The 22,919-nt window shown below is 72.1% G+C and carries 21 protein-coding genes; 9 read left to right on the top strand and 12 right to left on the bottom strand.

What is annotated here, in order from left to right; genetic code table 11:
* Positions 1-44: 44 nt before the first annotated feature.
* The gene (mptB, locus tag ACFYPM_RS17310) at positions 45-1,445 is read left to right on the top strand and encodes a polyprenol phosphomannose-dependent alpha 1,6 mannosyltransferase MptB (RefSeq protein ID WP_387197435.1); all 1,401 of its coding nucleotides are present in this window, start codon (positions 45-47) and stop codon (positions 1,443-1,445) included.
* Positions 1,446-1,489: 44 nt separating this feature from the next.
* Entirely contained in the window at positions 1,490-2,974 is a 1,485-nt protein-coding gene (mptB, locus tag ACFYPM_RS17315) for a polyprenol phosphomannose-dependent alpha 1,6 mannosyltransferase MptB (protein WP_387198028.1), read from the top strand.
* 68 nt (positions 2,975-3,042) lie between these two features.
* Here the strand turns inward: mptB (ACFYPM_RS17315) and ACFYPM_RS17320 are convergent, their stop codons facing one another.
* From ACFYPM_RS17320 to glnA, 3 genes are all read right to left on the bottom strand, one after another.
* Positions 3,043-4,026: a hypothetical protein gene (locus tag ACFYPM_RS17320; protein ID WP_387197438.1), complete on the bottom strand. Its 984-nt coding sequence runs from the start codon at positions 4,024-4,026 to the stop codon at positions 3,043-3,045.
* The gene (locus ACFYPM_RS17325; protein ID WP_387197441.1) at positions 4,023-4,388 is read right to left on the bottom strand and encodes a PadR family transcriptional regulator; all 366 of its coding nucleotides are present in this window, start codon (positions 4,386-4,388) and stop codon (positions 4,023-4,025) included. The genes ACFYPM_RS17320 and ACFYPM_RS17325 overlap by 4 nt, the downstream gene beginning before the upstream one ends.
* A 136-nt stretch (positions 4,389-4,524) precedes the next feature.
* Complete coding sequence (gene glnA, locus ACFYPM_RS17330; RefSeq protein ID WP_387197444.1) at positions 4,525-5,949, bottom strand: type I glutamate--ammonia ligase; 1,425 nt, start codon at positions 5,947-5,949, stop codon at positions 4,525-4,527.
* Between the two features lie 262 nt (positions 5,950-6,211).
* Between glnA and ACFYPM_RS17335 the strand changes: the two genes are divergently transcribed.
* Positions 6,212-6,610, top strand: coding sequence for an RDD family protein (locus ACFYPM_RS17335; protein WP_357245033.1), 399 nt, complete (start codon positions 6,212-6,214; stop codon positions 6,608-6,610).
* A 451-nt stretch (positions 6,611-7,061) separates the two neighbouring features.
* Here ACFYPM_RS17335 and ACFYPM_RS17340 read toward each other — a convergent pair whose 3' ends face one another.
* The gene (locus tag ACFYPM_RS17340) at positions 7,062-7,748 is read right to left on the bottom strand and encodes a DUF4191 domain-containing protein (protein WP_387197447.1); all 687 of its coding nucleotides are present in this window, start codon (positions 7,746-7,748) and stop codon (positions 7,062-7,064) included.
* Between the two features lie 102 nt (positions 7,749-7,850).
* Positions 7,851-9,584: a hypothetical protein gene (locus tag ACFYPM_RS17345; RefSeq protein ID WP_387197450.1), complete on the bottom strand. Its 1,734-nt coding sequence runs from the start codon at positions 9,582-9,584 to the stop codon at positions 7,851-7,853.
* A gap of 202 nt (positions 9,585-9,786) precedes the next feature.
* Here ACFYPM_RS17345 and ACFYPM_RS17350 point away from each other — a divergent pair, with 202 nt between their 5' ends.
* Together ACFYPM_RS17350 and ACFYPM_RS17355 are read left to right on the top strand one after the other, a co-directional pair.
* The gene (locus ACFYPM_RS17350; RefSeq protein ID WP_387197453.1) at positions 9,787-10,443 is read left to right on the top strand and encodes a hypothetical protein; all 657 of its coding nucleotides are present in this window, start codon (positions 9,787-9,789) and stop codon (positions 10,441-10,443) included.
* A 127-nt stretch (positions 10,444-10,570) separates the two neighbouring features.
* Positions 10,571-10,810, top strand: a complete 240-nt coding sequence (locus tag ACFYPM_RS17355; RefSeq protein WP_387197455.1) for a hypothetical protein — start codon at positions 10,571-10,573, stop codon at positions 10,808-10,810.
* A gap of 91 nt (positions 10,811-10,901) precedes the next feature.
* Here the strand turns inward: ACFYPM_RS17355 and lipA are convergent, their stop codons facing one another.
* Entirely contained in the window at positions 10,902-11,897 is a 996-nt protein-coding gene (gene lipA, locus ACFYPM_RS17360; protein ID WP_387197458.1) for a lipoyl synthase, read from the bottom strand.
* A 445-nt stretch (positions 11,898-12,342) separates the two neighbouring features.
* Between lipA and aspS the strand changes: the two genes are divergently transcribed.
* On the top strand, positions 12,343-13,629 hold the full coding sequence (aspS, locus tag ACFYPM_RS17365) for an aspartate--tRNA(Asn) ligase (protein ID WP_387197461.1): 1,287 nt from the start codon (positions 12,343-12,345) through the stop codon (positions 13,627-13,629).
* 104 nt (positions 13,630-13,733) lie between these two features.
* Here the strand turns inward: aspS and lipB are convergent, their stop codons facing one another.
* The 3 genes from lipB to ACFYPM_RS17380 form a co-directional block, all read right to left on the bottom strand.
* Positions 13,734-14,375, bottom strand: coding sequence for a lipoyl(octanoyl) transferase LipB (gene lipB, locus ACFYPM_RS17370; RefSeq protein WP_387197464.1), 642 nt, complete (start codon positions 14,373-14,375; stop codon positions 13,734-13,736).
* 81 nt (positions 14,376-14,456) lie between these two features.
* The gene (locus tag ACFYPM_RS17375; protein ID WP_387197467.1) at positions 14,457-15,716 is read right to left on the bottom strand and encodes a TolB family protein; all 1,260 of its coding nucleotides are present in this window, start codon (positions 15,714-15,716) and stop codon (positions 14,457-14,459) included.
* Positions 15,717-15,772: 56 nt separating this feature from the next.
* Complete coding sequence (locus ACFYPM_RS17380; protein WP_387197470.1) at positions 15,773-17,605, bottom strand: DUF2079 domain-containing protein; 1,833 nt, start codon at positions 17,603-17,605, stop codon at positions 15,773-15,775.
* Positions 17,606-17,831: 226 nt separating this feature from the next.
* Here ACFYPM_RS17380 and ACFYPM_RS17385 point away from each other — a divergent pair, with 226 nt between their 5' ends.
* Complete coding sequence (locus ACFYPM_RS17385; protein ID WP_387198031.1) at positions 17,832-19,073, top strand: PHB depolymerase family esterase; 1,242 nt, start codon at positions 17,832-17,834, stop codon at positions 19,071-19,073.
* 82 nt (positions 19,074-19,155) lie between these two features.
* Here ACFYPM_RS17385 and ACFYPM_RS17390 read toward each other — a convergent pair whose 3' ends face one another.
* A complete protein-coding gene (locus tag ACFYPM_RS17390; RefSeq protein WP_387197474.1) occupies positions 19,156-20,055 on the bottom strand; it encodes a TIGR01777 family oxidoreductase in 900 nt (299 codons plus the stop codon).
* Between the two features lie 311 nt (positions 20,056-20,366).
* Between ACFYPM_RS17390 and ACFYPM_RS17395 the strand changes: the two genes are divergently transcribed.
* The gene (locus ACFYPM_RS17395; RefSeq protein ID WP_387197477.1) at positions 20,367-21,218 is read left to right on the top strand and encodes an NmrA family NAD(P)-binding protein; all 852 of its coding nucleotides are present in this window, start codon (positions 20,367-20,369) and stop codon (positions 21,216-21,218) included.
* Positions 21,219-21,274: 56 nt separating this feature from the next.
* Here ACFYPM_RS17395 and ACFYPM_RS17400 read toward each other — a convergent pair whose 3' ends face one another.
* Positions 21,275-22,273 carry an aldo/keto reductase gene (locus ACFYPM_RS17400; RefSeq protein WP_387197480.1) on the bottom strand — a complete coding sequence of 333 codons (999 nt, stop codon included), beginning with the start codon at positions 22,271-22,273 and terminating at the stop codon, positions 21,275-21,277.
* 56 nt (positions 22,274-22,329) lie between these two features.
* Between ACFYPM_RS17400 and ACFYPM_RS17405 the strand changes: the two genes are divergently transcribed.
* Positions 22,330-22,743, top strand: coding sequence for a MerR family transcriptional regulator (locus tag ACFYPM_RS17405; RefSeq protein WP_387197483.1), 414 nt, complete (start codon positions 22,330-22,332; stop codon positions 22,741-22,743).
* Here the strand turns inward: ACFYPM_RS17405 and ACFYPM_RS17410 are convergent.
* Positions 22,733-22,867, bottom strand: a complete 135-nt coding sequence (locus ACFYPM_RS17410) for a hypothetical protein (protein WP_387197486.1) — start codon at positions 22,865-22,867, stop codon at positions 22,733-22,735. The two genes, ACFYPM_RS17405 and ACFYPM_RS17410, sit on opposite strands and share 11 nt — an antisense overlap.
* Between the last annotated feature and the right edge of the window lie 52 nt (positions 22,868-22,919).

The raw sequence follows: 22,919 nt of genomic DNA on the forward strand, positions 1-22,919 counted from the left end.
GCCCACCTCCGTACCGCGACCACCGTACTGGCAGCATGTCCGGCGTGCCTCACCACCTCGCGCGTTGGACCGGACTGGCGGGATCGGCGTTGCTGGCCGTCGCCGCGTTCCTCGGCGGCGCCCTGCCCGGCTCCCCCCTGCGGACCACCCCGGTCAGCATCTGGCAGGGCCCGAACGGTCCGCTGGTCCTCGTCGCCTGGCTGGTCGGCACCGCGTTGCTGGCCTACGCCTGGTGGGCGCTGCGGGACTGCGTGCCGTCGACGCGCTGGGCGCTGACCACCGTCGGGCTCTGGCTGCTGCCGCTGCTGATCGCACCGCCGCTGGCCAGCCGCGACGTGTACGCGTACGCGTGCCAGGGCGCCAGCTACGCCGCGGGCATCAACCCGTACGAGCAGGGCGTCTCCGCGCTGCCCTGCCCCTGGCTGGACACCATCTCGTACATCTGGCGGGACACGCCCGCGCCGTACGGGCCGCTGTTCGTGCTGCTCGCCGGCGCGGTGGTGAAGGCCACCGGCTCGCTGACCGGCGCGATCGTGGTGTTCCGGCTGATCGCGGTGGCCGGGGTGGCGTTGATCGCGGTCAGCCTGCCGGTGCTGGCGCGACGCCTCGGCGTACCCGCCAGCCGGGCGATCTGGCTGGCGCTGGGCTGCCCGCTGGTCGCCGTACACCTGGTCGCCGGCGCGCACAACGACGCCCTGATGGTCGGTCTGCTGGTCGCCGGACTGGCGGTGATCGTCTCCCGGCCGGGCCGTCCCGGCCCGCTGCTCGCCGGCGGCGCCCTGCTCGGACTGGCCGCCGCGATCAAGGTGACCGCGCTGGTCGTGGTGCCGTTCGCGGCGCTGGCCGCGATCGTCGGCGGGTACTCGATCCGGGCCCTGCTCCGGCACGGCGGGTGGGTGGTCGGCGGCGCGGTCGCCGGCGTGGCCGGGGTGAGCCTCGCGGCGGGGCTGGACTTCGGCTGGGTCGCCGGGCTGGCCAGCGGCAGTGACGTGATCGCCTGGACGTCGCCGTCCACCGCGATCGGCCAGACCGTCGGCTACCTGGCGGTGCCGTTCGGCGGGCACATCGACGCGCTGCCGGTCACCCGGGGGATCGGGGTGGGGGTGCTGGCGCTGCTGCTGGTCTGGCTCTGGTGGCGGGCCCGCACCCGGGAGCCGCTGTGGTACGCCGCGCTGGCGCTGGCCGCCACTGTCGCCCTCGCGCCGCTGTTCCACCCCTGGTACTGGGTCTGGCCCCTCGCGGTGCTCGCGGCCACCGCCCGCCGGACCGGATGGTTCACCGTCGTCGCGCTCGTCGCGTCGTTCCTGGTGCTGCCCGACGGCACCGGCCTGCCCCGGTTCACCAAGACGGTCGGGGCGCCGCTGATGACGCTGTTGGTGATCGCCCTGGTCGTCTGGTTGGTACGGTCGGCTCGGGCGGCCCGTCACCCGGTCGCCGCCGACTGAGGGAAGGTGCGCCGGTGACCGCTCCCGGTCCGCCGCCTCCCGGCCTGCCGCGTTCGGGTCCGCCGCCGTCCGATCCGCCGCCGTCCGATCCGCCGCCTTCCCGTCTGTGGGCGGCGCGCCGGGCCCGGTACGTGGGACTGGTCGGCGCGGTGCTGCTCGCCGTTGCCGCGTACCTCGGTGGGGCGCTGCCCGACGCCCCGCTCGGCGCGACACCGGCGTCGATCTGGCGAGCCCCGGGCGGCCCGGCGTCGCTCACCTGCTGGCTGGTCGGCAGCGTGTTGCTGGTCGGGGCGTGGTGGTCGTTGCGCGGGGGAGCGCCGTCGACGCGGTGGGCGTACGTCACCGCCGGGCTGTGGGCGCTGCCGCTGCTTGTCGCACCGCCGCTGGGCAGCCGCGACGTCTACTCCTACGCCTGCCAGGGCTGGACGTACGCGCAGGGCGTCGACCCGTACGCGGTTCCGGTGGCGGCGGCGGGCTGCCCGTGGCTGGACGCGGTGGCACCGATCTGGCGGGACACCCCGGCACCGTACGGGCCGGTGTTCGTCCTCCTCGCGGCGCTCGCGGTGGGCCTCGGCGGCGGGCTCACCGGCACGATCGTGGCGCTGCGGGTCATCGCCGTGGCGGGGCTGCTGCTGGGTGCGCTCTGCCTGTCGGGGCTGGCGCGTGCGGCCGGTGTGCCGGTCCGGCGGGCGGCCTGGCTGGCGCTGGCCGGCCCGCTGGTCGGGGTGCACCTGGTGGCCGGGGCGCACAACGACGCGGTGATGCTGGGCCTGCTGCTGTCCGGACTCCTGATCGTGGTCCGCCGGCCGGGCCGGCCGGCGTCGTTGCTGGTGGCCGGGGTGCTGCTCGGGTTGGCGGTGACGGTCAAGGCCAGCGCCGTGGTGGTGCTGCCGTTCGCCGCGCTGGCCACGGTCCGTGGCCGCCACACCGTACGGTCGTTGGCGCGCGACGGTGGCTGGCTGGCCGGCGGGTCGATCGCCGCGCTGCTGGTCAGCTCCGCCCTGTCTGGGCTCGGGTTCGGCTGGGTGGGCGGGTTGACCCACAGCGGTGACTCGGAGCAGTGGACGTCGCCGCCCACCGCCGTCGGCCTGGTGGTGGACTACGCCGGCGCGCTGGCCGGGCGGGACCCGCAGGCGGTGCCGGTGGTCCGGGCGGTGGCGCTGCTGCTGCTCGCGGTCGTGCTGGTGCTCCTGTGGTGGCGGGCCTGGCGGGACCTGCGGGCCTCGGCTGATCCGGCCTTGGCCCGCCCCCGGATCACGCTGCACGGTGCGGCGCTGGCGCTGGTCGCCACGGTGGTCCTGTCCCCGGTCTTCCACCCCTGGTACGCGACCTGGCCGCTGGTGCTCCTCGCGCTCACCGCCACCCGGACCACGTGGTTCCTGCTGCCGGCCGCGGTGGCGACCTTCCTCGCTCTGCCCGACGGCACCAACCTGGCCCGCTTCACGAAAGCCCCCGGCGCGGTGGCGATGACCGCCCTGCTCGTGTTTCTGCTCCTGCACACCCTGCGCAGGATCTCCCAACCGCGCTGATCATGAGGTTGGCGGCGGTGTCGATCTCTGAACGCCCCGCCAACCTCATGATCAACGCGCGGTGTGCATCAGGACTGCGCGCCGGAGGTGGGGTAGTGGTGGTCGGCGCGCCTGGCAGCCAGGGTCAGGCGGGTGCGGACGAGGATGGTCAGGAGTAACACGGCGGGACCGGCCAGCGCGACGGCGATCGTGCTCGAGGCCAGCGCCGCGAAGCTGACGCCGCCGCGTATCGGGTCGATGGCATCGGCAAGGGCAGGCACCGCCAGGAATCCGGCGGGGGTGAGCAGCGTGACGAGCGCCCAGCCGCCCCGGGTGTCCCCGCCGACGGCCAGACCCACGGCCAGCAGGGCCCCGACGACCAGCAGCAACCCACCGACGGTGGGCAGGAAGCTCAACGCGGTGAAGCTGTAGGAGCCGAAACCGTCGTCCAACTCCACCAGGAATTCCGTCGCCGCCACCGCCGTCACAGCGGACAGCAGCGGCGCGAGGCGGATCGCCGCCGCGGGCCGGTCGGGCAGGGCCAACGCCAGCAGGCCGAGGATGACCTGCGGTAGCAGTACGAACAGCGGCGGCCGGTATGCGTCGAGCACTGCGGCCAACGGTGGCAGTGCCAGCGTGAGCAGGAGGGCGAGGGCGATGGCCAGCCGGGCCACCCGGCTCGGCGCGACGGCGGTGGCGATCGCGGCCAGCAGCCAGCCCGCCCAGGCGATGACCCCGATCGAGACGAACGGGCCGACGTGGGGTACGCGCCATTCCACCGGCGCTGGATGCAGCTCTGTCGCGCCCCAGACACCGGCGAGGACGCTCGCGGTGACCAGGGACAGCAGCGCCGCGAGGCGTACCCCGGGGGTCAGCCTGGCGACGCCGGCGGCCCGCAGCCGCTGGCGGAGCCCGCCGCGGAGGAGGTCCGCGGCGTCCGCGGGCGAGGGCCAGCGGCGACCCGGCGCGGCCAGGTCCAGGTAGGTGCCGACGATCTCGGCGCCGCGGGAACGCCGGTAGTCGGCGGGGTACGCGCGCAGCAGTCGCAGGTAGCGGCGCTCCAGGTCGGTCATGCCAGCCCTCCGGTGAGGCGCGGGGTGGCGGGTTGGGCGGCGCGAGCCCGTGCGGCGAGCCGGGCGGTGGCGGCCTCGACGTTGTGCCGTAGCCGCTCGGTCTCGGCGGTCAGGGTGGTGTCGCCCGCGGGGGAGAGCCGGTAGTAGCGGCGCAGCCGGCTGTCCACCACCTCCTCCCGGTCGACCTCGACCAGGCCGGCGTCGACCAGCCGGTCGAGCGCCCCGTAGAGGGTTCCCGGGCGCAGGGTCACCCGCCCGTCGGACAGGGCGGTGACCTCGCCGATCAGCCCGTAGCCGTGCAGCGGCTCGCCGGCGAGCGCGGTGAGGATGAGGAACGTGGGTTCCCGCAGGGGTGTATCCATGGCCGTAGTATAACGGACACGAAGGTATCGCGGGGGGTGCAGGACGGCGCGTCGGACCGAAACGGCCGGGCCGGCTCCGCGGGTGCGGAGCCGGCCCGGCCGGTGATCGTTGACTGCTCAGCAGCCGAGGGCTGCCTCAGCAGTCGTAGTACATGGCGAACTCGTGCGGGGTCGGGCGCAGGCGCACCGGGTCGACCTCGTTGGCGCGCTTCCAGTCCACCCAGGTGGAGATCAGGTCCGGGGTGAAGACGCCGCCGTCGAGCAGGTAGTCGTGGTCGGCCTCCAGCGAGTCGAGCACGGCCGGCAGCGAGCCCGGCACCTGCTTGACGTCGCCCCACTCCTCCGGCGGGAGGTCGTAGAGGTCCTTGTCGATCGGCGTCGGCGGCTCGATCTTGCTCTTGATGCCGTCCAGGCCGGCCATCATCATGGCCGAGAAGGCCAGGTAGACGTTGGCCGACGGGTCCGGCACGCGGAACTCGACGCGCTTGGCCTTGGCGTTGCTGCCGGTCACCGGGATGCGGGTGCAGGCGGAGCGGTTGCGCTGCGAGTAGACCAGGTTGACCGGCGCCTCGTAGCCCGGCACCAGGCGGCGGTACGAGTTGACCGTCGGGTTGGTGAAGGCCAGCAGCGACGGCGCGTGGTGCAGCAGACCACCGATGTACCAGCGGGCCATGTCGGACAGGCCGGCGTAGCCGGTCTCGTCGTAGAACAGCGGCTCGCCGTTGAGCCAGAGGCTCTGGTGGGTGTGCATGCCGGAACCGTTGTCACCGAACAGCGGCTTGGGCATGAACGTCGCGGTCTTACCGTTGGCCCAGGCCTCGTTCTTCACGATGTACTTGAAGAGCTGGAGCTGGTCACCGGCGTGCAGCAGGGTCGAGAACCGGTAGTTGATCTCGGACTGGCCGGCGGTGCCCACCTCGTGGTGCGAGCGCTCCACGTTGAAGCCGGTGTCGACGAGCCGGCGCACGATCGAGTCGCGCAGGTCGGCGTAGTGGTCGACCGGCGGAACCGGGAAGTAGCCGCCCTTGTACGCGGTCTTGTAGCCGAGGTTGCCGCCCGCCTCTTCGCGGCCGGTGTTCCAGGCGCCCTCGATCGAGTCGATGTAGTAGAACGACTGGTGCGCCGAGGTCTCGTGGCGGATCGAGTCGAAGATGTAGAACTCCGCCTCGGCACCGAAGTAGGCGGTGTCGGCGATGCCACTGGCCGCCAGATATGCCTCGGCCTTCTTCGCGACGTTGCGCGGGTCGCGGCTGTAGGCCTCGCGGGTGAACGGGTCGTGGATGAAGAAGTTCAGCGCGAGCGTCTTCTGCGCGCGGAACGGGTCGATGAACGCGGTGGCGACGTCCGGGAGTAGGAGCATGTCCGACTCGTGGATCGCCTGGAAACCGCGGATCGACGAACCGTCGAACGCGAGGCCGTCGGTGAAAAGATCGTCGTTGACGGACTCGACCGGCAGGTTGAAGTGCTGCATCACGCCGGGCAGGTCACAGAAACGAACGTCGACGAACTTCACGTCCTCGTTCTTGAGGTATCGCAGCAGTTCCTCGGGATTGGCGAACACACATCCTCCTGGCACGTCCACGGGGTGGCTAGGCTTCTGGCGACGCTAGGGCCGGGCGGTTGCCCGGCCGTGTCTCCGTTGTTTCTGCCGTGTTACGTCCCGCGCGGAGCGTCGGTGGCGCTCCGGTCCACGCCCCCGGCCCGCCGCGAGCGCCGTCCGACTGTGCCATTGTAATGACATTTGATGCCGTTGGCCCGAATCAGCACGCCGTGCAGGCGACACTCGGCAAGTCCTCATCCCCGCGCGGATACCCTTGACCGCTGTGACCAATCCGCACGCCCCGGCCGCGCCGGCCACCGACCCCGGCTTCACCCCACCCAGCCTCGGCAAACGGTTCGGGGCGCTGGTCATCGACTGGGTGCTCAGCCTGCTGGTGTCAAACGTCTTCGCCGATCCGTTGCGCGACAGTTGGGCGCCGGTGCTGGTGCTGGTGCTCGAGTACGGCTTCTTCCTCGGCCTGTTCGCCCAGACGCCGGGCATGTACATCACGAAGATCCGCTGCGTGAACTGGTACGACGGTGGCCGGATCGGGGTGCTCCGCGGCCTGATCCGCGGCCTGCTCCTGGCTCTCGTCGTCCCCGCGCTGATCATGGACGAGCACCGCCGGGGCCTGCACGACAGATTCGCCAACGCGGTCATCGCCGACGCACCCCGAGGCTGAGCCCGCCGACGCACCCCGAGGCTGAGCCCGCACCCGCCGCTGCCGGCCTCCCGCCGCGCCCGCTGCCCGTCGCCGCGCCCGCGCCTCAGCCCGCTGCCCGACCCCGCCCGCCCAAGATCGCGCTCGATCCAGGATGTAGTGGTGTCCCAGCAGTTCGAGGCCATTACATCCAGGATCGAGCACGATCTTGACCCCTGCCGGATCGCAGCCCCCTGCCGGATCGCAGCCCCCTTCCGGCGGCCGATGCGTCCGCAGCCGGGCAAGATCCAGGCAACTTCGGGGAAGTTGCTGCCTGCGGCACGTCTGAGGCAGCAGCTTCGGGGATGTTGTGCGGGTGCGGGTGCGGGTGCCGGGTGCCGGGTGCGGGCGGGGAACGGGTGCAAGGGCACGGGGTGCCGACGGGAAAGAGCCGGACCCGTCCGGGTCCGGCTCTTACGCGTACACCTGGGGGTCAGCGGCCCCGCGACTGGCGAGAGGCGCCCGGCGGCCGCATGTTCTTCGGGATCGCGCCCTTGGGCATCTGCGGACGGGCGGTGAGGGCCTTGAGCCGCTTGTCCAGCGAGTTGACGTCCTTGCCGGAGAGCGCGCGGGGCAGACGCAGCAGCGTCGTGCGGAGCTTGCGGATCGGCAGTTCGCCCTCGTCCTGCCCGATCACGTAGTCGTGCAGGGGCGCGGAGCCGATCACCTTCGACAGCCGCCGCTTCTCCTGCCCGAGCAGGCCACGCACCCGCTGCGGGTTGCCCTCGGCCAGCAGGATCACGCCCGGCCGGCCGATCACCAGGTGGATCATGTCCATCTGGGTGGTCGAGCTGACCGCCGGGGTCACCCGCCAGTCGCCGCGCATGTTCTCCATGATCTGCGCCGCTGCGCCGGGCTGCCCCTCGGCGGCGTTCATCATCGCCTTGTTGGACCGCAGGTTGAGCACGATCAGCACCGCGAGCAGGACGAACAGGATGCCGATCGGCAGCCAGATCCAGCTCCAGAGGATGACCGCGACCACGGTGAGGGCGAGCGGGATGAGCACCGCGGCGGCGACCAACGGCGCGAACCACCGGTCCTGCTTGGCGGTGAACTGGAACACCATCCCGATCTGCTTCAGCCGCTGGCCGAACGAGACCTTCTCCTGGGGCTTTGCCATGTCGCAGAGTCTAGTGGTCGCCGCCGGCCCCGTTGATCCGCGTCCGGGTGCCGGCCGATCGAGTACCTTACGTCGCCTCGCCGCCGCCGCCCGGGCGCGTCGTCACGCCGACGGCAGGTAGATCCGCCAGCCGTCGATCATGACCAGGTCCAGGCTGCCCGGGGCGGCGCGCAACCGCTCGTCGAGCGTGTGGGCCAACGGCGAGCCGGTCGGTGCGACCCAGGCGGGCGCCGCCGCGCCGTCGACCTCCCGCCGGTACGCGGGGTAGCGGTCGAAGCCGGGGGTCAGCGCGTCGTCGACGACCGCGCAGACCACCTGCTCCGCCGTGGCGAAGGTGAGCCGGTTGCAGGTCCAGTAGCCGGCGCGGACGTGTCGTACGCCGAGCTGACGCAGGGTGGTCACCAACTCGGTGTGCCGGGCCTCGGCGGCCCGGGTCGCGGGCACGGTCCGCGCCGCCTGCCAGGTGGCGTGGCCGGCGGTCCCCAGAGTGGACACGAGCAACGCCAGCGCGACCGGGCGGGCCAGCGCCGACCCGACATCGCGACGGTCGCCCGCGGACTGCCGGAGACCGCCACGGGCCGCCGCCCAGACCGGCCACAGCAGTGCCGGCAGGGAGATGAGCAGGCAGGACAGATAGCGGGAACTCTCCACCGGCGTGAGCCCGGCGGAACTGCTCACGGTGTACGCGCCGAGGGTGCCGACCGCGGCCAGCACCAGCGCCAGCCACACGGCCGCCGCCACCCGAGCCGGGACCTCGGCGACGCCGGGGCCTGCTCGACCCGCCGCAGCGGTCGCCGGGCGGGCACCGGCTGTACCGCCCCCAGGGCCGCCGGCGGCAGGGGCCGCGGGGTCGGTCGGGATGGCGGATGCGCGGCGCAGGGTGTGCCAGGCGGTGGCGGCGGCGAGGGCCAGCAGCAGCGGCAGCGCGAGCGCCCACCACAGTTGCCAGGTGGCGCACCGCCCGGGACCGCAGAACCCCATGCCCAGCGCAGGACCGAGCACCAGGCCGCCGTGCAGCCGGTCCGGCCATCCCGCGCTGGCGTTCGCACCGCTGGCGGCGAGGACCGCGTGCAGCGGGTTCCGGCCGGTCAGCAGGCTGTCCAGCAGCAGCGGTGCGGCGCCCAGCACGGCGGCGGCCCCGAGCAGCGCCCCGGCCGCGCCCTGCAGCTCACGACGGCAGAACCCGACGAGCGCCGCGCCGAGCGCCACGACGTACGGCAGCACCAGCGGGTCGACCCAGACCATCAGGCCGGCCAGGAATCCCCACACCGCCCAGCGCGTCAGCCGCCACCCTGGGCACCCGGTGGCCAGATCCACCGCGAGTACGGCCAGCGCCATCGCGGACGCGTTCATCTCCGGATAGCCACCACCGGCGATCAGCTGGTTCTTCACCACCCGGTCGGAGCCCAGGGCCAGCAGCGCCACCACCAGCAGCCCGAACCACCGGTCTCCGGTCAGTCGCAGCGTCAACCGCCAGGCCAGCAGCAGGAACAGCACGTACAGCGCGAGCGTGGGCAGCCGCAGACCGAGCAGCGACGGCCCACCGGCCAGGGCGAACACCGGCGCGGCCAGGTACGCCTCCAGCGCGCCCATGTACTGCTGGCCGTAGAACCAGACCGGAAAGTCCTCAGCTCGGGCGATGTGCAGCGCGGCCAACCCCATGGCGGCCTCGTCGCTGTTGGTGGGCGGCGCGGCGTGACCCAGCAGCCAGAGCCGGTAACCCACCCCGACGAGTACGGCCAACCCGGTCAGCCAGCCGGCCAACCCGAGACGCGAGCCCGGCCGTGGGCGCGGGGAGCCCGCGCCACGCGGCTGCTGGCGTACGCCCAGGGTCATCGCACGATCATGACACCCGGACGCCGAACGGCCGTGCGGCGGCGCGAGCGGTCATCTCGGAGCCCGAGGCTGATAAGCATGTAAAGAGCGCTGCCATCCATCGGGCCATCAAGCCTCAACGTGCCGGCGCAGTTTCAGATCGCGCCCCCCTGGTCGACCTGCGGCGTCGTCGCGGACCTGGACGTACGACACGGCCGATCGGGTGAACAGCGCCGGTTACGTGTACGACGCCCTTGGCCGCACGACGACGGTACCTGCTATCGACACTGCCATGACGTCGGGCGGGAACGTGACCGTCGCATACCACTCGACGGACCTGGTGGACACGATCACCCAGGGCGTGCGTACGACGGATTACGTCCTGGACGTGACCGGTGAGCGAGTTCGTTCGTGGACCGACAACGCCAGCGGTGTCGCCGTGCAGGCGGGCCACCACTACGACGGAGATGAGGACAGCCCGTCGTGGACGCAGGAGACGGCGGGCCGGTTCACCCGGCCGGTGTCGGGCCTTTCGGCGATGGCCGGCATCTTCGACAGTGGCAGCGCTGAGGTCGACTGGCAGATCACCAACCTGCATGGGGACCTGGTCGCGGCGATCCACGGTGGCGACGAGGGCCTGTCGAGCACCAGCGAGGCCGACGAGTACGGCACCCCGCGCGATCCACAGAACGTCGGGTCGCAGCGGTACGGGTGGCTCGGCTCCAAGCAGCGAGCGGCGCTACAAGACCTACAAGTCCATCAAAAAGAGCGGTTTCAAGGCGACCTGGCGGCCGATCAAGAGAATGAGCTGGAAAGAGCGCTTCCAATACGGCGTGTCCGCCGGCGCATCTTAGATGGGTTACCACGATTTCAAGAATGACTGGCGGGGATATCGGCGAGTTGGGGTGACACCAAGAGCGCTGGTGGCGCGAAATACTGCAGATTCGCCCGTAAGGTGAGCCGCTGGGCTTCCCGCGGAATGTACTCAGGATGCAGGTGAGTGTCGTATGGGTAACGAAGATCCGACCGAGGCGCAGGCGCGTCGCCCGGAGTGGATTCAGCATCCTGCGTTTCTGGTGGTGTACTTCCTGGTTGCGCTGGCGTTTTTTCTTACCCACGAGAATTTGCTCTCGCGAATTCTGGCCGGCGCGATGATGGTCGTCCTGGCGACCCAGTTCGCCAACTCTGTCTGGCATCGGCGTCGACGTGGGGCCAAGCGCATCGATCCGCCGCGAGCGTCTGAGTAAGTTGCCAACGGTAAGCGCGTGACGGAAGAGAAGCGGCGAGAGGGCTCGTGTTAGATGCCCTCTCGCCGCTTCGATCGATCCCTCAGCGGGCTCAGCCCGCGGTGGCGACCGGGGTGGCGGCGCGGGCGTCGAGCGCCTGCTTGTAGAGCCGGCCCGCCCGGTACGACGAACGCACCAGCGGCCCGCTCATCACCCCGGCGAAGCCGATCTCCTCGGCCTCCTCGCGCAGCTCCACGAACTCCTCCGGCTTGACCCAGCGGGTCACCGGGTGGTGGCGGGGGGTGGGACGCAGGTACTGCGTGATGGTGATCAGCTCGCAACCGGCGTCGTGCAGGTCGCGCAGCGCCTGGGAGACCTCGGCGCGCTCCTCGCCCATACCCAGGATGAGGTTGCTCTTGGTGACCAGACCGTCGGCGCGGGCCTGGCGGATCACATCCAGCGAACGGTCGTAGCGGAACGCCGGCCGGATGCGCTTGAAGATGCGCGGCACGGTCTCCACGTTGTGCGCCAGCACCTCCGGGCGGGAGCCGAAGACCTCGGCGAGCTGCTCGGGCACGGCGTTGAAGTCCGGGATCAGCAACTCGACGCCGCAGCCGGGCTGAAGGAGGTGGATCTGTCGGACGGTCTCGGCGTACAGCCAGGCGCCGCCGTCGGGCAGGTCGTCACGGGCAACACCGGTGATGGTGGCGTAGCGCAGCCCCATCGCGACCACCGACTCGGCCACGCGACGCGGCTCGTCGGCGTCGAACTCGGCCGGCTTGCCGGTGTCGATCTGGCAGAAGTCGCAGCGCCGGGTGCACTGGTCGCCACCGATGAGGAAGGTGGCCTCCCGGTCCTCCCAACACTCGTAGATGTTGGGGCAGCCGGCCTCCTGGCAGACGGTGTGCAGCCCCTCGCGCGAGACGAGCCCGCGCAACTGGGTGTACTCCGGTCCCATCTTGGCCTTGACCTTGATCCACGGGGGTTTGCGCTCGATCGGCGTCTCGGCGTTGCGCGCCTCGATGCGCAGCAGCCGCCGCCCCTCGGGGGCCGCGGTTGCGGTGCGCGCTGCCTGGCCGGTCGTCGGCGCGGAGTGCTCGATCGTCACGAAATTGAGCCTACGCCGGACGGCAGGTGTCTATGTACGCCAGGCGACCGGCGTCACGCTCCAAACGTTGTGACGCCGGACACCGGATAGTCGAAAATGAGCGTCACACACGTAGGGATCTGGTGCTACGGTCTCCGCCAACAGCGACGACGGAGCCGAGTAGCGCCCCGACCCGCCAGTGCAGAGAGCCGCCGGTGCTGAGAGGCGGTCTGGCGCCGGTGCGTGAAGACCCTCCCGAGCTGCGGGCAGAACGGCCGAAACGCCTAGTAGAGCCCGCCCGGCTGGCCCCGGTCATCAGGCGACGAACGAGGCTCCCGCTTCGGCGGGGGTGAAGGTGTGGTGGCACCGCGAGGATCCCGCTCGCCCACACCTCCCTGGGGCTGATGCGACGCATCGCTTCCCCCGGGCGGCGACGGCGTGGCGATCGACCGAGGAGCAGCCCGCCATGCAACGAACCCTGTCCCACCACCTGCCCGCCCAGATCGGCACGACCGTGCGGATCGCCGGGTGGGTGCACCGACGCCGACTGCTGAAATCGGTGGCCTTCCTGATCGTGCGGGACGCCACCGGCCTGACCCAGGTGGTCGTGACCGACCCGGCCGTCCGCGCCGAGCTGGAGAAACTCCCCGAGGAGACGGTCGTCGAGGTCACCGCGACGGTGACCGCGAACGACACGGCGCCCGCCGGGGTCGAGCTGACCGACCCGGAGGTACGCCCGCTCGGGCCGCCCGCCGTGCCACCACCGTTCGACCTGTACCGGCCGGCGCTCACCGCGAGCCTGCCCACCCAACTCGACAACGCGCCGACCGCGCTGCGCCACCCCACCCGGTCGGCCGCGCTGCGGATCTCGGCGGCGGCGGTGGCCGGCTTCCGGGCCGCGCTCGACGCCCGGGACTTCGTGGAGATCCACACTCCGAAGGTGGTCAGCTCCTCCACCGAGAGCGGGGCGAACGTGTTCGCGCTGGACTGGTTCGGTGGTCCCGCGTACCTGGCCCAGTCGCCGCAGTTCTACAAGCAACTGATGGTCGGCGTCTTCGAACGCGTCTACGAGGTGGGGCCGGTGTTCCGGGCCGAGCCGCACGACACCGTCCGGCACCTGGCGCAGTACACGTCGCTCGACGCCGAATTGGGCTTCGTCACCGACCACCGCGACGTGATGCGGGTGCTGCGCGACACCCTGGCCGGGATGCTGGGCACCGTGGGCGATCGGGCCGGCGCCGCCCTGGCGACGCTGGGCGTCACACCACCGCAGGTGCCCACGGAGATTCCGGCGGTGCACTTCACCGAGGCCCTGAGGATCGCCGGGGCGCCCGCCGACGAGCCGGACCTCGCGCCCGCCCACGAACGGGCGCTGGGCGAGTGGGCTCGCCGCGAACACGGCTCGGACTTCCTCTTCGTCACCGGCTACCCGATGGCGAAGCGGCCGTTCTACACCCACCCGGACCCGGCGCGGCCGGCGTACTCGAACGGTTTCGACCTGCTCTTTCGTGGTCTGGAGCTGGTGACCGGCGGGCAGCGGCTGCACCGGCACGCCGACTACCTGGCGGCGTTGGCGGCGCGCGGTGAGCCGGTCGAGCCGTACGCCGGTTACCTGGACGCGTTCCGGCACGGCATGCCGCCGCACGGTGGCTTCGCCATCGGGCTGGAACGCTTCGTGGCTCGCCTGGTCGGCGCGGCCAACATCCGGGAGGTCACCGCGTTCCCGCGGGACCTGCACCGGCTGACCCCGTGAGCGCGGCGGCCCTCGGCGTTGCCGCCGGGGGCCGCCGATCAGCCCTCGGTGTTGCCGCCGGGGGCCGCCGATCAGCCCTCGGTGTTGCCGCCGGGGGCCGCCGCTCAGACCGCGATGAGGGTGGAGAGTCGGCGCTCGACCACCGGGAGCACGTCGGCGACGGTGATCGGGCGGCCCAGCTCGGCGGTGAGCGAGGTGACGCCGGCGTCGCGGATGCCGCACGGCACGATCCGGTCGAAGGAGGTCAGGTCGCAGTCGCAGTTGATCGAGAAGCCGTGCAGGGTGACGCCCCGGGCGACCCGGATGCCGATGGCGGCCACCTTGCGGGCCGGCCCCCGGTCGTCCTCGGGCACCCAGACCCCGCTGCGTCCCTCGACCCGGCCGGCGGTCAGCCCTACCTCGGCGCACACGTCGATGAGCAGCTCTTCGGTGCGGCGGACGTAGGCGACCACGTCCACCGGGTCGGGCAGCCGCAGGATCGGGTAGCCGACGAGTTGGCCCGGCCCGTGCCAGGTGATCTTGCCGCCGCGGTCCACGTCGACGACCGGGGTGCCGTCCGTCGGCCGGTCCCACGGCTCGGTGCGCTTGCCCGCGGTGTAGACGTTCGGGTGCTCCAGCAGCAGCACGGTGTCGCCGCGCTCGCCAGCCACCACCGACTCGTGCAGGCGTCGCTGCTCGTCCCAGGCGGCCTGGTAGTCGAGCAGGCCGGCGCGGACGGCGGTGAGGCCGGAGATCGTCGCTGTCACGGTTTCCAGCCTAGTCCCGCGCAAGGCGATCGTCCCTGGTGAGCCGCCTCACCGGGGCTGCCTCCGCCGGCTCCGCCGGGCTCAGGCGTTCGACGCTGGCGGGTCGGCCCTCTGGCGGCGACGAACACGCCGAACGACGAGGGCGACGGCGAGCAGCAGCGGCACGGCCAGCGTGAGGTAGACCCAGAGTGGGGCGGCGAACGGTGACGGCCGGGGCTCCGGCCCACCGAACGCGGCCCGGGTCAGCAGGTCGCCCGGCACCATCACGTCGGTCGACCCGACCGGCGTGGTCACCAGCACCTCGCGACCGCCGTCGGGCGACAGCGCGGCGAGAACGGCCTGCCGGTCGGTGTCCTGCTCGGTTGCGCTGACGTAGCGCAGGACGGGGTCGTCGCCGCGCCAGCCGATGATCCCGCTGGCCGAGGTGCCGGCCGGCAGGGGCTGGCCGACGGCGTGGCCGGTGGCCGTGTCCAGGAACTCGATCCGCCAGGTGCGCGCCGCCGCCTCCTCGGATGTGCACCGGGGCCCGGCGCAGCCGTCGAAGGCGAGCAGCGCGAGCCGCCGGCCGTCGGGATGCCAGGCGGCCGGGCCGGCCAGGACCCGCCGGTCGCCCAGGTCGACCTGCCAACGAGGGCCGCCGCCGGCCGGGTCGACGACCACCAGTCGCTGGTGCTCGGCGAGCAGGGCCGGCACGTCCGGCGAGCCGGTGACGGCCACCAGGTCGCCAGCGGGGGACCAGGCCGCAGCGTTGTGCGCGGCGAAGGTGCCGACGTCGACCACCCGCTCGGTGTCCCGGAACGGGTCGACGACGAGCAGGTCGTCGGGCTTTTCCGGGTCGTTGAGCTGCTGGTTGTCCGGCCCGTAGGTGATCACGTCGTCGTCGTTGCTGCGGGTGCCCAGCACCTGTTGCCCGTCCGGCGACCAGGCCATCAGGTGGACGCCGGTGCTCATCGTGCGGCGCTGCCGGCCGGTGGTGAGGTCCAGCAGCTCGCCGGAGTACGGCCGCAGGTAGTGCCGTCCATCCGGGGAGAGCAGCCCGTGCCCCTCGCCGATGGAGATCGGGATCAGTCGGTACGCGCCGTCCCGGTCGACGAGCACACCTGTCGACTCGAAGTAGCGGGTGCGGTCGGTGAAGAACACCAGCGCGGCCGGGCCGGCCGCGCGTTGCCCCACGGTGGCCTGCCACAGCCACGGATTGTGCACCCGGGTCGGCACCACGCCGGCCGTGCTGCCGGGGACAGTGCTGGTCCCGGCCGCGGCGGCTGGCGCGCTGAGTGCCACGAGGACCAGCGCGACACCGATCGCGGCTGCACGGCGCAGTCGCCGGCCGGTCATTTCCATCGGTCCATTAGACGCGACGCAGGCCGGGCGCGATGCCCCCGTCGGTCGCGCCGCGGCTATCGGTCGGCCGGCGGGATGCGCCAGAGCCAGACGTCGTCGACCCGCTGCGGCTCGCCGAACAGGGCGGTGCCGGTCCGGCGCAGCGCCTCCTCGTCGACCTCGAACTTCGCGCCGTGCACCCGGTCGGCGAGCACCACCGTCTCGATCCGCCAGTGCCGCAGGTCCGACTGCACCTCGCGGATCGTCCCGTCGGTGACGATCGGCACCAACCCGGTACGGCCCGCCTGGTCCATCAGTGCGCTCAGGGTGCGCGGCACCGGGCCGATCCGGCCGCGCCCGTCCGGTCCACCCGGGCCGAGAAAGAAGCCGCCCGGAATGGCGAACTCACCCTGCCGGTGCGACAACGCGTACGCCTGCCAGCGCTGACCGTCCGGGTAGATGTCCACGGTCAACGGCACCGGGGTGAGCACGCCGTCCGGTGAGACGTAGTCCCGCCAGGTGCCGGAGGTGATGAACTCCGGGATCGGTTCCCGCTCGTCGGTCAGCAGCGGGGTGGGCAGCAGCGGCACGAGGGCCACCGCGAACCCGATCAGCCAGGCCAACTCCGTGGAGCGGTGCCGGGGTGGTGCGGCGCGCAGGAGGTCGACGGCGTACGCCAGCAGTAGGCCGATCACCGGCGCGACCACGAGCGCCAGCCGGGCCGGCAGCGCGGCGTTCACCACCGGCAGTTGCCCGAGCAGGTCGAACGGCATGGGCAGGTCGGTGCGGCGCCCGTCGACCTTGGCGACCGGGCCGAAGGAGAGCACCGAGAAGATCAGCGCGAGGACGCCCAGCGCCCAGAGGGTGGCCCGGCGGCTGGGGTCGGCACGCCGCCAGAGCGCCACGAAGCAGACGACGGTGAGCACCAGCAGCGGGATGCCGAAGAACGAGTTCTCCTCGGTCGGGTTCGGTGCCAACGAGGTGCCCAGCCCCGCCTCGCCGGCCAGCGAGCGGCGTGGAAAGGCGGCGAACGCGGCGATGTCCTCGGAGTGGATCACCGGGTCGAAGCCGGTGCCGTGGAACCGCTGCGGCCCGGCGAAGTGCAACCACAGGGGATACGACAGCAGCACGCCGCCCACCGCGGCGGTCACCCCGAGCCCGCGCAGGAAGGTGGGCAGCGCGGCGCGCGCCTCGGCCCGGTTCGCCGGGTGCAGCGCCCAGATGGCGACGAACACCCCGAGCGCCAGCGCCGTGAAGAACAGCCCTTCGGCGGCGATCGAGAACGCCACCGCGACCAGCACCCCGAGGATCACCCCGTCGCGCAGCCAGTGCCCCGTTCGGCGCAGCGCGAACAGCCGCCAGATCAGCAGCGGCACCAGCCAGCCGGCGGTCCAGTTCAGGTGGGCGTTGGCGTGCGAGACCATGCCGGGGGAGTAGGCGATGAACAGGCCGCCGACCCCGGCGGCCAGCCGACTGCGCACCAGGTGCCGGGAGAGCAGCCAGTACCAGGCCAGCGCGGTGGCGAGCAGGTTCAGGGTGAGGATCACCAGGAACGTGGCCGGCGGCCCGATCAGGTACGTGAGCGGGGCGAAGACCACCGCGTACACCGTGATCGAGGTGTTCACCGCGAGGTTCACGCCGTCCGGGACGTTGATCAGGTACGTGAAGAGCGGGTTGTCGCCGTGGGTGACCGCGTGCCCGCCGAACGCCAGCAGCCACTCGAAGAGCGCCTGGTCACTGGAGTTGACGGTGATGGTGCGGACGTTCGGGTCCCGCCACAGCCCACTCGTCACCCAGACGGCGAGCGCGAACGCCACCAGCACGACGATCAGGTCGGCCCGGCGGTCCCGGACGACGCGCGGCGGTGACGCGGGTGCGGGCCCGGTGGCCAGCGACGGGGAGGACGGCACGCAGCGGACGTTACCAACCGGACCTGGACAGGCCGGTCAGACCTGCAAGGAGGGGACCGTTGTTGTCGCGTGGGGTTGGGGAGGACTCGCGTCGACGGTCCGGCGTACACCTCGGCGGCCGTGAATGTGTGAGCGCGCCCCATGTCATGGCAGCGACACATCGTCGTAACGTCACGGCAATTCGACCGTGACCCAGTTCACAGTCCGCCCCTTCCAGGAGGCCGCCGTGCGCCGCTCCTCGTCCATCCTCACCCGCCTGATCGGCGTGGGCGCCGGGCTCGTCCTCGCCGCAGCCGGCGCGGTCGCCATCGCCGCACCCGCCCAGGCCGCGACCCTCACCCAGGTCACCGGGTTCGGCTCCAACCCGGGCAACCTCGCCATGTACGCCTACCGGCCGGACAGCCTGCCGGCCAACTCCCCGGCGGTGGTGCTGCTGCACGGCTGCACCCAGACCGCCGCCGGTTACTTCTCCGGCTCCGGCTGGCAGAAGTACGCCGACCAGTGGAAATTCTCCCTGATCGTCGCCCAGCAGCCGTCCGGCAACAACGCCAACTCCTGCTTCAACTTCTTCGAGGCCGGCGACACCGCCCGCGGCCAGGGTGAGGCGCTGTCCATCAAGCAGATGGTCGACCACGCCAAGGCGAACTTCGGGGTGGACGGCTCCCGGGTCTTCGTCAGCGGGCTGTCCGCGGGCGGGGCGATGAGCGCGGTCATGCTCGCCACGTACCCGGACGTCTTCTCCGGCGGATCGATCATCGCCGGCATCCCGTACCGCTGCGCCACCAGCATGGTCAACGCCTTCAGCTGCATGAACCCGGGCGCGGACAAGACCCCGGTCGCCTGGGGCGACCTGGTGCGGGGGGCGTACTCCGGCTACACCGGTCCGCGGCCCCGCGTCGCCATCTGGCACGGCACCTCGGACCCGACGGTCGCCCCGCTCAACGGCACCGAGTCCCGCGACCAGTGGACGAACGTGCGCGGCATCTCGCAGACCCCGACCAGCACCTCGTCGCTGCCCGCCAACACGAGCCTCGAGGTGTACGGCAACGACGAGGTACGGCTCTACCGGGTCTCCGGCATGGGCCACGGCACTCCGGTCGACCCGGGTTCCGGGGCCGACCAGTGCGGCACCGCCGGGGCGTACCTGCTCGACACCATCTGCTCGACCTACCGCGACGCGCTCTTCTTCGGCCTGAACGGCGGCGGCACCACCCCGACCCCCACCCCCACGGCGACGCCCACGGCCACCCCCACCCCCACGGCCACCCCGACGCCGACGGCGACCCCCACCACGCCCCCGACCTGCGTGACGGCCAGCAACTACGCCCACGTGTCGGCCGGCCGGGCGTACCAGTCCGGTGGCTACGCCTACGCGAACGGCTCCAACCAGCGCATGGGCCTCTACAACACCTTCTACACCAGCGCCCTCAAGCAGACCGCCCCCAACTACTGGGTGATCGGCTGCTGACCCCTCCGGTGCCGCGTTGATCAAGAGGTTTGCGTCAGATTCCGGCTCCCGGATGCCGCAAACCTCTTGATCAACGCGCTGGTCAGTCGTTGAGGGCGGCGTGCAGGGCGCTGGACAGGTCGGAGTGGTGGTAGGGGTAGCCGGCCCGGGTGAGGACTGCCGGGAGGACTCTGGTGCTGGTCAGGGCCTCGTGTGAGAAGCCGCCGAGGGCCACCTTGAGCGCCAGTGCGGGGATCGGGATGATCGCCGGGCGGTGCAGCTGCCGCGCGAACTCCCGGGTGAACTCGGCGTTCGTCACCGGGTTCGGGCCCACCACGTTGACCGGGCCGGCGATGTCGTCGTGGTCCAGCAGGAAGCGGGTCGCGTCCAGCCAGTCGGTCATCGAGATCCACGGCAGCCACTGCCGGCCACTGCCCAGCCGGCCGGCGATGCCCAGCTTGAACGGCAGCAGCTGCGGCTTGAGCAACCCGCCGTCGCGGTGCAGCGGCAGGCCGGTGCGCAGCCGCACCACGCGTACCCCGGCGTCCTCGGCCGGCCTGGTCGCGGCCTCCCACACCCGGCAGACGTCGGCCAGGAAGCCCTCGCCGGCGGGCGCGTCCTCCTCGACGGCCCGGTCGCCGGTGTTGCCGTACCACCCCACCGCCGACGAGTTGAGCAACGCCCGGGGACGGTCGGCGGCGGGGAGCCCGGCGATGGTGGCGGCCAGGATGGTGGTGCTGTCCACCCGGCTGGTCCGGATCAACCGCCGGTAGTCGTCGTTCCAACGCTTGTCGCCGACGCCCGCGCCCGCCAGGTTGACCACCGCGTCCGCCTCGGCGACCACGGCCGGGTCGAGCTGCCCTCCGGCCGGGTCCCACCGCCGTTCCTGGGGATCGCGCGGCGACCGACGGACCAGCCGGGTGATCTGGTGCCCGTCCGCCGTGAGCCGGTCGGCCAGCCGGGTGCCGAGGAAGCCGGACGCGCCGGCCAGAAGGATGCGCATACCCCCATCTTCGTCCACAGCGCCACCGACGGATGCGTCGAGTCGGCGACGGTGGGGGTGTTCCGGCAAGAAATCTGCGCCCCCACGCGGTGCCGCCTGGAAAACGCAGGTCAACGGGCTCCCGCCCACCGAAAAATGGCTTCCACGCAGATTCGACGGTCACCGCGTTTCCGCAGGTCAGAGCGAACGTGAATGCGGTGTTCACGATTGCTTCCGGCATCGATCTGGCTGACCATGAGTCATCCGAGAGCGCTCCCGATTGGCGGGGTCGGCTCGCCGTGCCCGCCGTCGGGCGAAACTGAGGAGGAACCATGCCGATCCTGGTGACCGGAGCGACCGGGACCGTCGGCGGCAGCCTGGTTCGGCAACTGGTCAGCGCCGGGCACGACGTACGCGCGCTGACCCGCGACCCCGCGTCGCCGGCGGCCACCGCGCTGCCCACCGGGGTGGAGGTGGTGGCGGGGGACTTCGCCAGCCCCCACACGCTTGTCGCCGCGCTGCGCGGCGTGACGCGGATGCACCTGGTGGCGATGGACGGGTACGGGCCGCTGAGCACCGGTGCGGAGATCCTGGAGCTGGCCCGGCAGGCCGGCGTCCGCCGGGTCACCCACCTCGGCCACAACGATCCGAGCCGCGCGGACGACGACCCGATCGAGGCACCCCACCGGCCGCTGCACCGGGCCGTCGAGAGTTCGGGCCTGGAGTGGACGCACGTCTTCCCGGGCGAGTTCATGGCGAACACCCGCGATTGGGCCGCCGACATCCGCACCGAGGGGGTGGTGCGGGCGCCGTTCGGGGACTGGAACAGCGCGCTGGTCCACGAGGCGGACATCGCCGCGGTCATCGTGGCCGCGCTGACCGAGGACGGCCACGCCGGCCGGGTGTACCAGCCGACCGGGCCGGAACCGGTCCGCCGCCGGGACGCGGTCCGGATGATCGGCGAGGCGGTAGGCCGCCCGGTGCGCTTCGACGAACTGACCCCGGAGCAGGCCCGCGAGCACTGGAAGGACCTCTACCCGACCGAGGTGATCGAGTGGTTCCTGGAGATGGGTAGCTATGCCGAGGACAGCGGCTGGGTCGCCCCGGACGTCGAGCAGGTGACCGGACGCCCCGGGCGTACGTTCCGGCAGTGGGCCGCCGAGCACGCGGACGACTTTCGCTGACGAGGCCCGGGGCGAGGGCCGACAGGTGGTCCGGCCGCGCGGACCGGCCTGCGGGGTCAGGCTGCGTGGGCCGGGCGCAGGTCGGCGAGCAGGCGCTCCACCTCGGCGTACGCCTCGGCGCTCAGCGGGCCGAGCGCCAGGGTGGCCAGGTTCTCCTCGGCCTGCGCCACCGTACGCAGGCCGGGGATCGGGACGGTACGCGAGCTACGCGCCAGCAGCCAGCCCAGCGCGCCCTGCGCGAGGGTCCGCCCGTCGGCGGTGAGCGCCGCCCGAACCTGGTCCACCCGGGCCGCCCAGCGCGGCGTCGGCCGACCGTCGGTGAACCACTCCAGCCACTCCGGCGCGCGCCCGCGCACGTCGTCCGCCCCGACCGCCCGGGTCGACCCGGTGAGCAGCCCCATCGCCAGCGGCCCACGGTTGAGGCTGGCCAGGTCGTGGCTGTCGCAGACCGCCAGCACCCCTGCGTTGTCGCGCAGCACCGACTCGTCGTGCTGGATCGCGGCACAGTGCCGACCGGCGGCGGCGAACGCCTCCGCCGAAGCGGGGTTGTCGGTGCTCCAGCCGTACGCCCGGATCTTGCCCTGGTCGACAAGGCCCTCCAGGGTGTCGACCAGGTCGAGCGCGGCGGGCACCGGCAGCTCGTTGATGTGCAGTTGGTACAGGTCGACGTGATCGGTGCCGAGCCGGCGCAGCGAGTCTTCCAGGCTGCGGACCGCGAACGCCGGGCTGGCGTCGGTGCCGAGCGCCCGCCGGGTGCTCTCCTCGCTGACGTTGCCGAACTTGGTGGCGATCACTGCGCTGTCCCGCCGGCCGGTCAGGGCCCGGCCGAGGATCCGCTCGCTGTGCCCGGCACCGTAGTTGCTCGCGGTGTCGAACAGGGTCACGCCGAGGTCGAGCGCCCGGTGGATGGTGCGGATCGACTCGTCGTCGTCCACCTCACCCCAGCCGTACGGCTGTCGGTCGTCGCCCCAGAGTGTTCCACCGATCGCCCAACACCCCATGCCGATGGCGCTCACCTCGATGCCGCTGCGTCCCAGCGTCCGTGTCGTCGTCATGGCGACCAGCCTCCAACCTGGAGCGCACTCCAGGTCAAGCACTACGATCTGGCGACATGAGCGGTTACGCCCCCTCGGAGGCCGCCCGCCGCAGCGGCTTCAGCCTGGACACCCTGCGGTACTACGAGAAGATCGGCCTGCTCACCGAGGTGGATCGCACGGCGGGCGGGCAGCGGGTCTTCACCGATGACGACCTCGGCTGGCTGGTGCTGTTCCGCTGCCTGCGCGACACCGGGATGCCGATCGCGCAGATGTGCCGCTACGCGTCTCTGGCCCGGGAGGGCGAGCACACCGTCGCCGAGCGACGCGAGCTGCTGGAACAGCACGCGGTACGGGTGGAGGAGCAGATGCGCCTGCTCCAGCGCCAGTACGACCACCTCCGGGAGAAGATCCGCTTCTACGAGCGGCTGCCCGAGCCGGTGCCGGAGGCCGAGCACGCCCCCGCGATCGGCTCGTCCGTCAGCCGGTGACGCGCGGCGGCGCGGCCAGGCCGAGGAGTTCCTCGGTCGTCCCGGGCCGGCCGGTGAGCGCGTTCAGCGCGCTGACCAGCGAGCCGGTCGGCCGGTGAACCGGTCGGGTGCACGTTTGTCCCATGCTGTCCCCGCGCCTTGATGCCCACGACGGCCTTCGTGCCGGGTACACCGCG

The sequence above is a fragment of the Micromonospora sp. NPDC005203 genome (assembly GCF_042872705.1).
Classification (GTDB): Bacteria; Actinomycetota; Actinomycetes; order Mycobacteriales; family Micromonosporaceae; genus Micromonospora.

Coding starts and splice junctions, on each gene's coding strand:
- ACFYPM_RS17320 (WP_387197438.1), bottom strand. CDS start 4,026: ATGACCGACCTGGAGCGCCGCTACCTGCGACTGCTGCGCGCGTACCCC.
- ACFYPM_RS17325 (WP_387197441.1), bottom strand. CDS start 4,388: ATGGATACACCCCTGCGGGAACCCACGTTCCTCATCCTCACCGCGCTC.
- ACFYPM_RS17340 (WP_387197447.1), bottom strand. CDS start 7,748: ATGGCAAAGCCCCAGGAGAAGGTCTCGTTCGGCCAGCGGCTGAAGCAG.
- ACFYPM_RS17345 (WP_387197450.1), bottom strand. CDS start 9,584: ATGACCCTGGGCGTACGCCAGCAGCCGCGTGGCGCGGGCTCCCCGCGC.
- ACFYPM_RS17355 (WP_387197455.1), top strand. CDS start 10,571: ATGGGTAACGAAGATCCGACCGAGGCGCAGGCGCGTCGCCCGGAGTGG.
- aspS (WP_387197461.1), top strand. CDS start 12,343: ATGCAACGAACCCTGTCCCACCACCTGCCCGCCCAGATCGGCACGACC.
- ACFYPM_RS17375 (WP_387197467.1), bottom strand. CDS start 15,716: ATGGAAATGACCGGCCGGCGACTGCGCCGTGCAGCCGCGATCGGTGTC.
- ACFYPM_RS17390 (WP_387197474.1), bottom strand. CDS start 20,055: ATGCGCATCCTTCTGGCCGGCGCGTCCGGCTTCCTCGGCACCCGGCTG.
- ACFYPM_RS17395 (WP_387197477.1), top strand. CDS start 20,367: ATGCCGATCCTGGTGACCGGAGCGACCGGGACCGTCGGCGGCAGCCTG.
- ACFYPM_RS17400 (WP_387197480.1), bottom strand. CDS start 22,273: ATGACGACGACACGGACGCTGGGACGCAGCGGCATCGAGGTGAGCGCC.
- ACFYPM_RS17405 (WP_387197483.1), top strand. CDS start 22,330: ATGAGCGGTTACGCCCCCTCGGAGGCCGCCCGCCGCAGCGGCTTCAGC.
- ACFYPM_RS17410 (WP_387197486.1), bottom strand. CDS start 22,867: ATGGGACAAACGTGCACCCGACCGGTTCACCGGCCGACCGGCTCGCTG.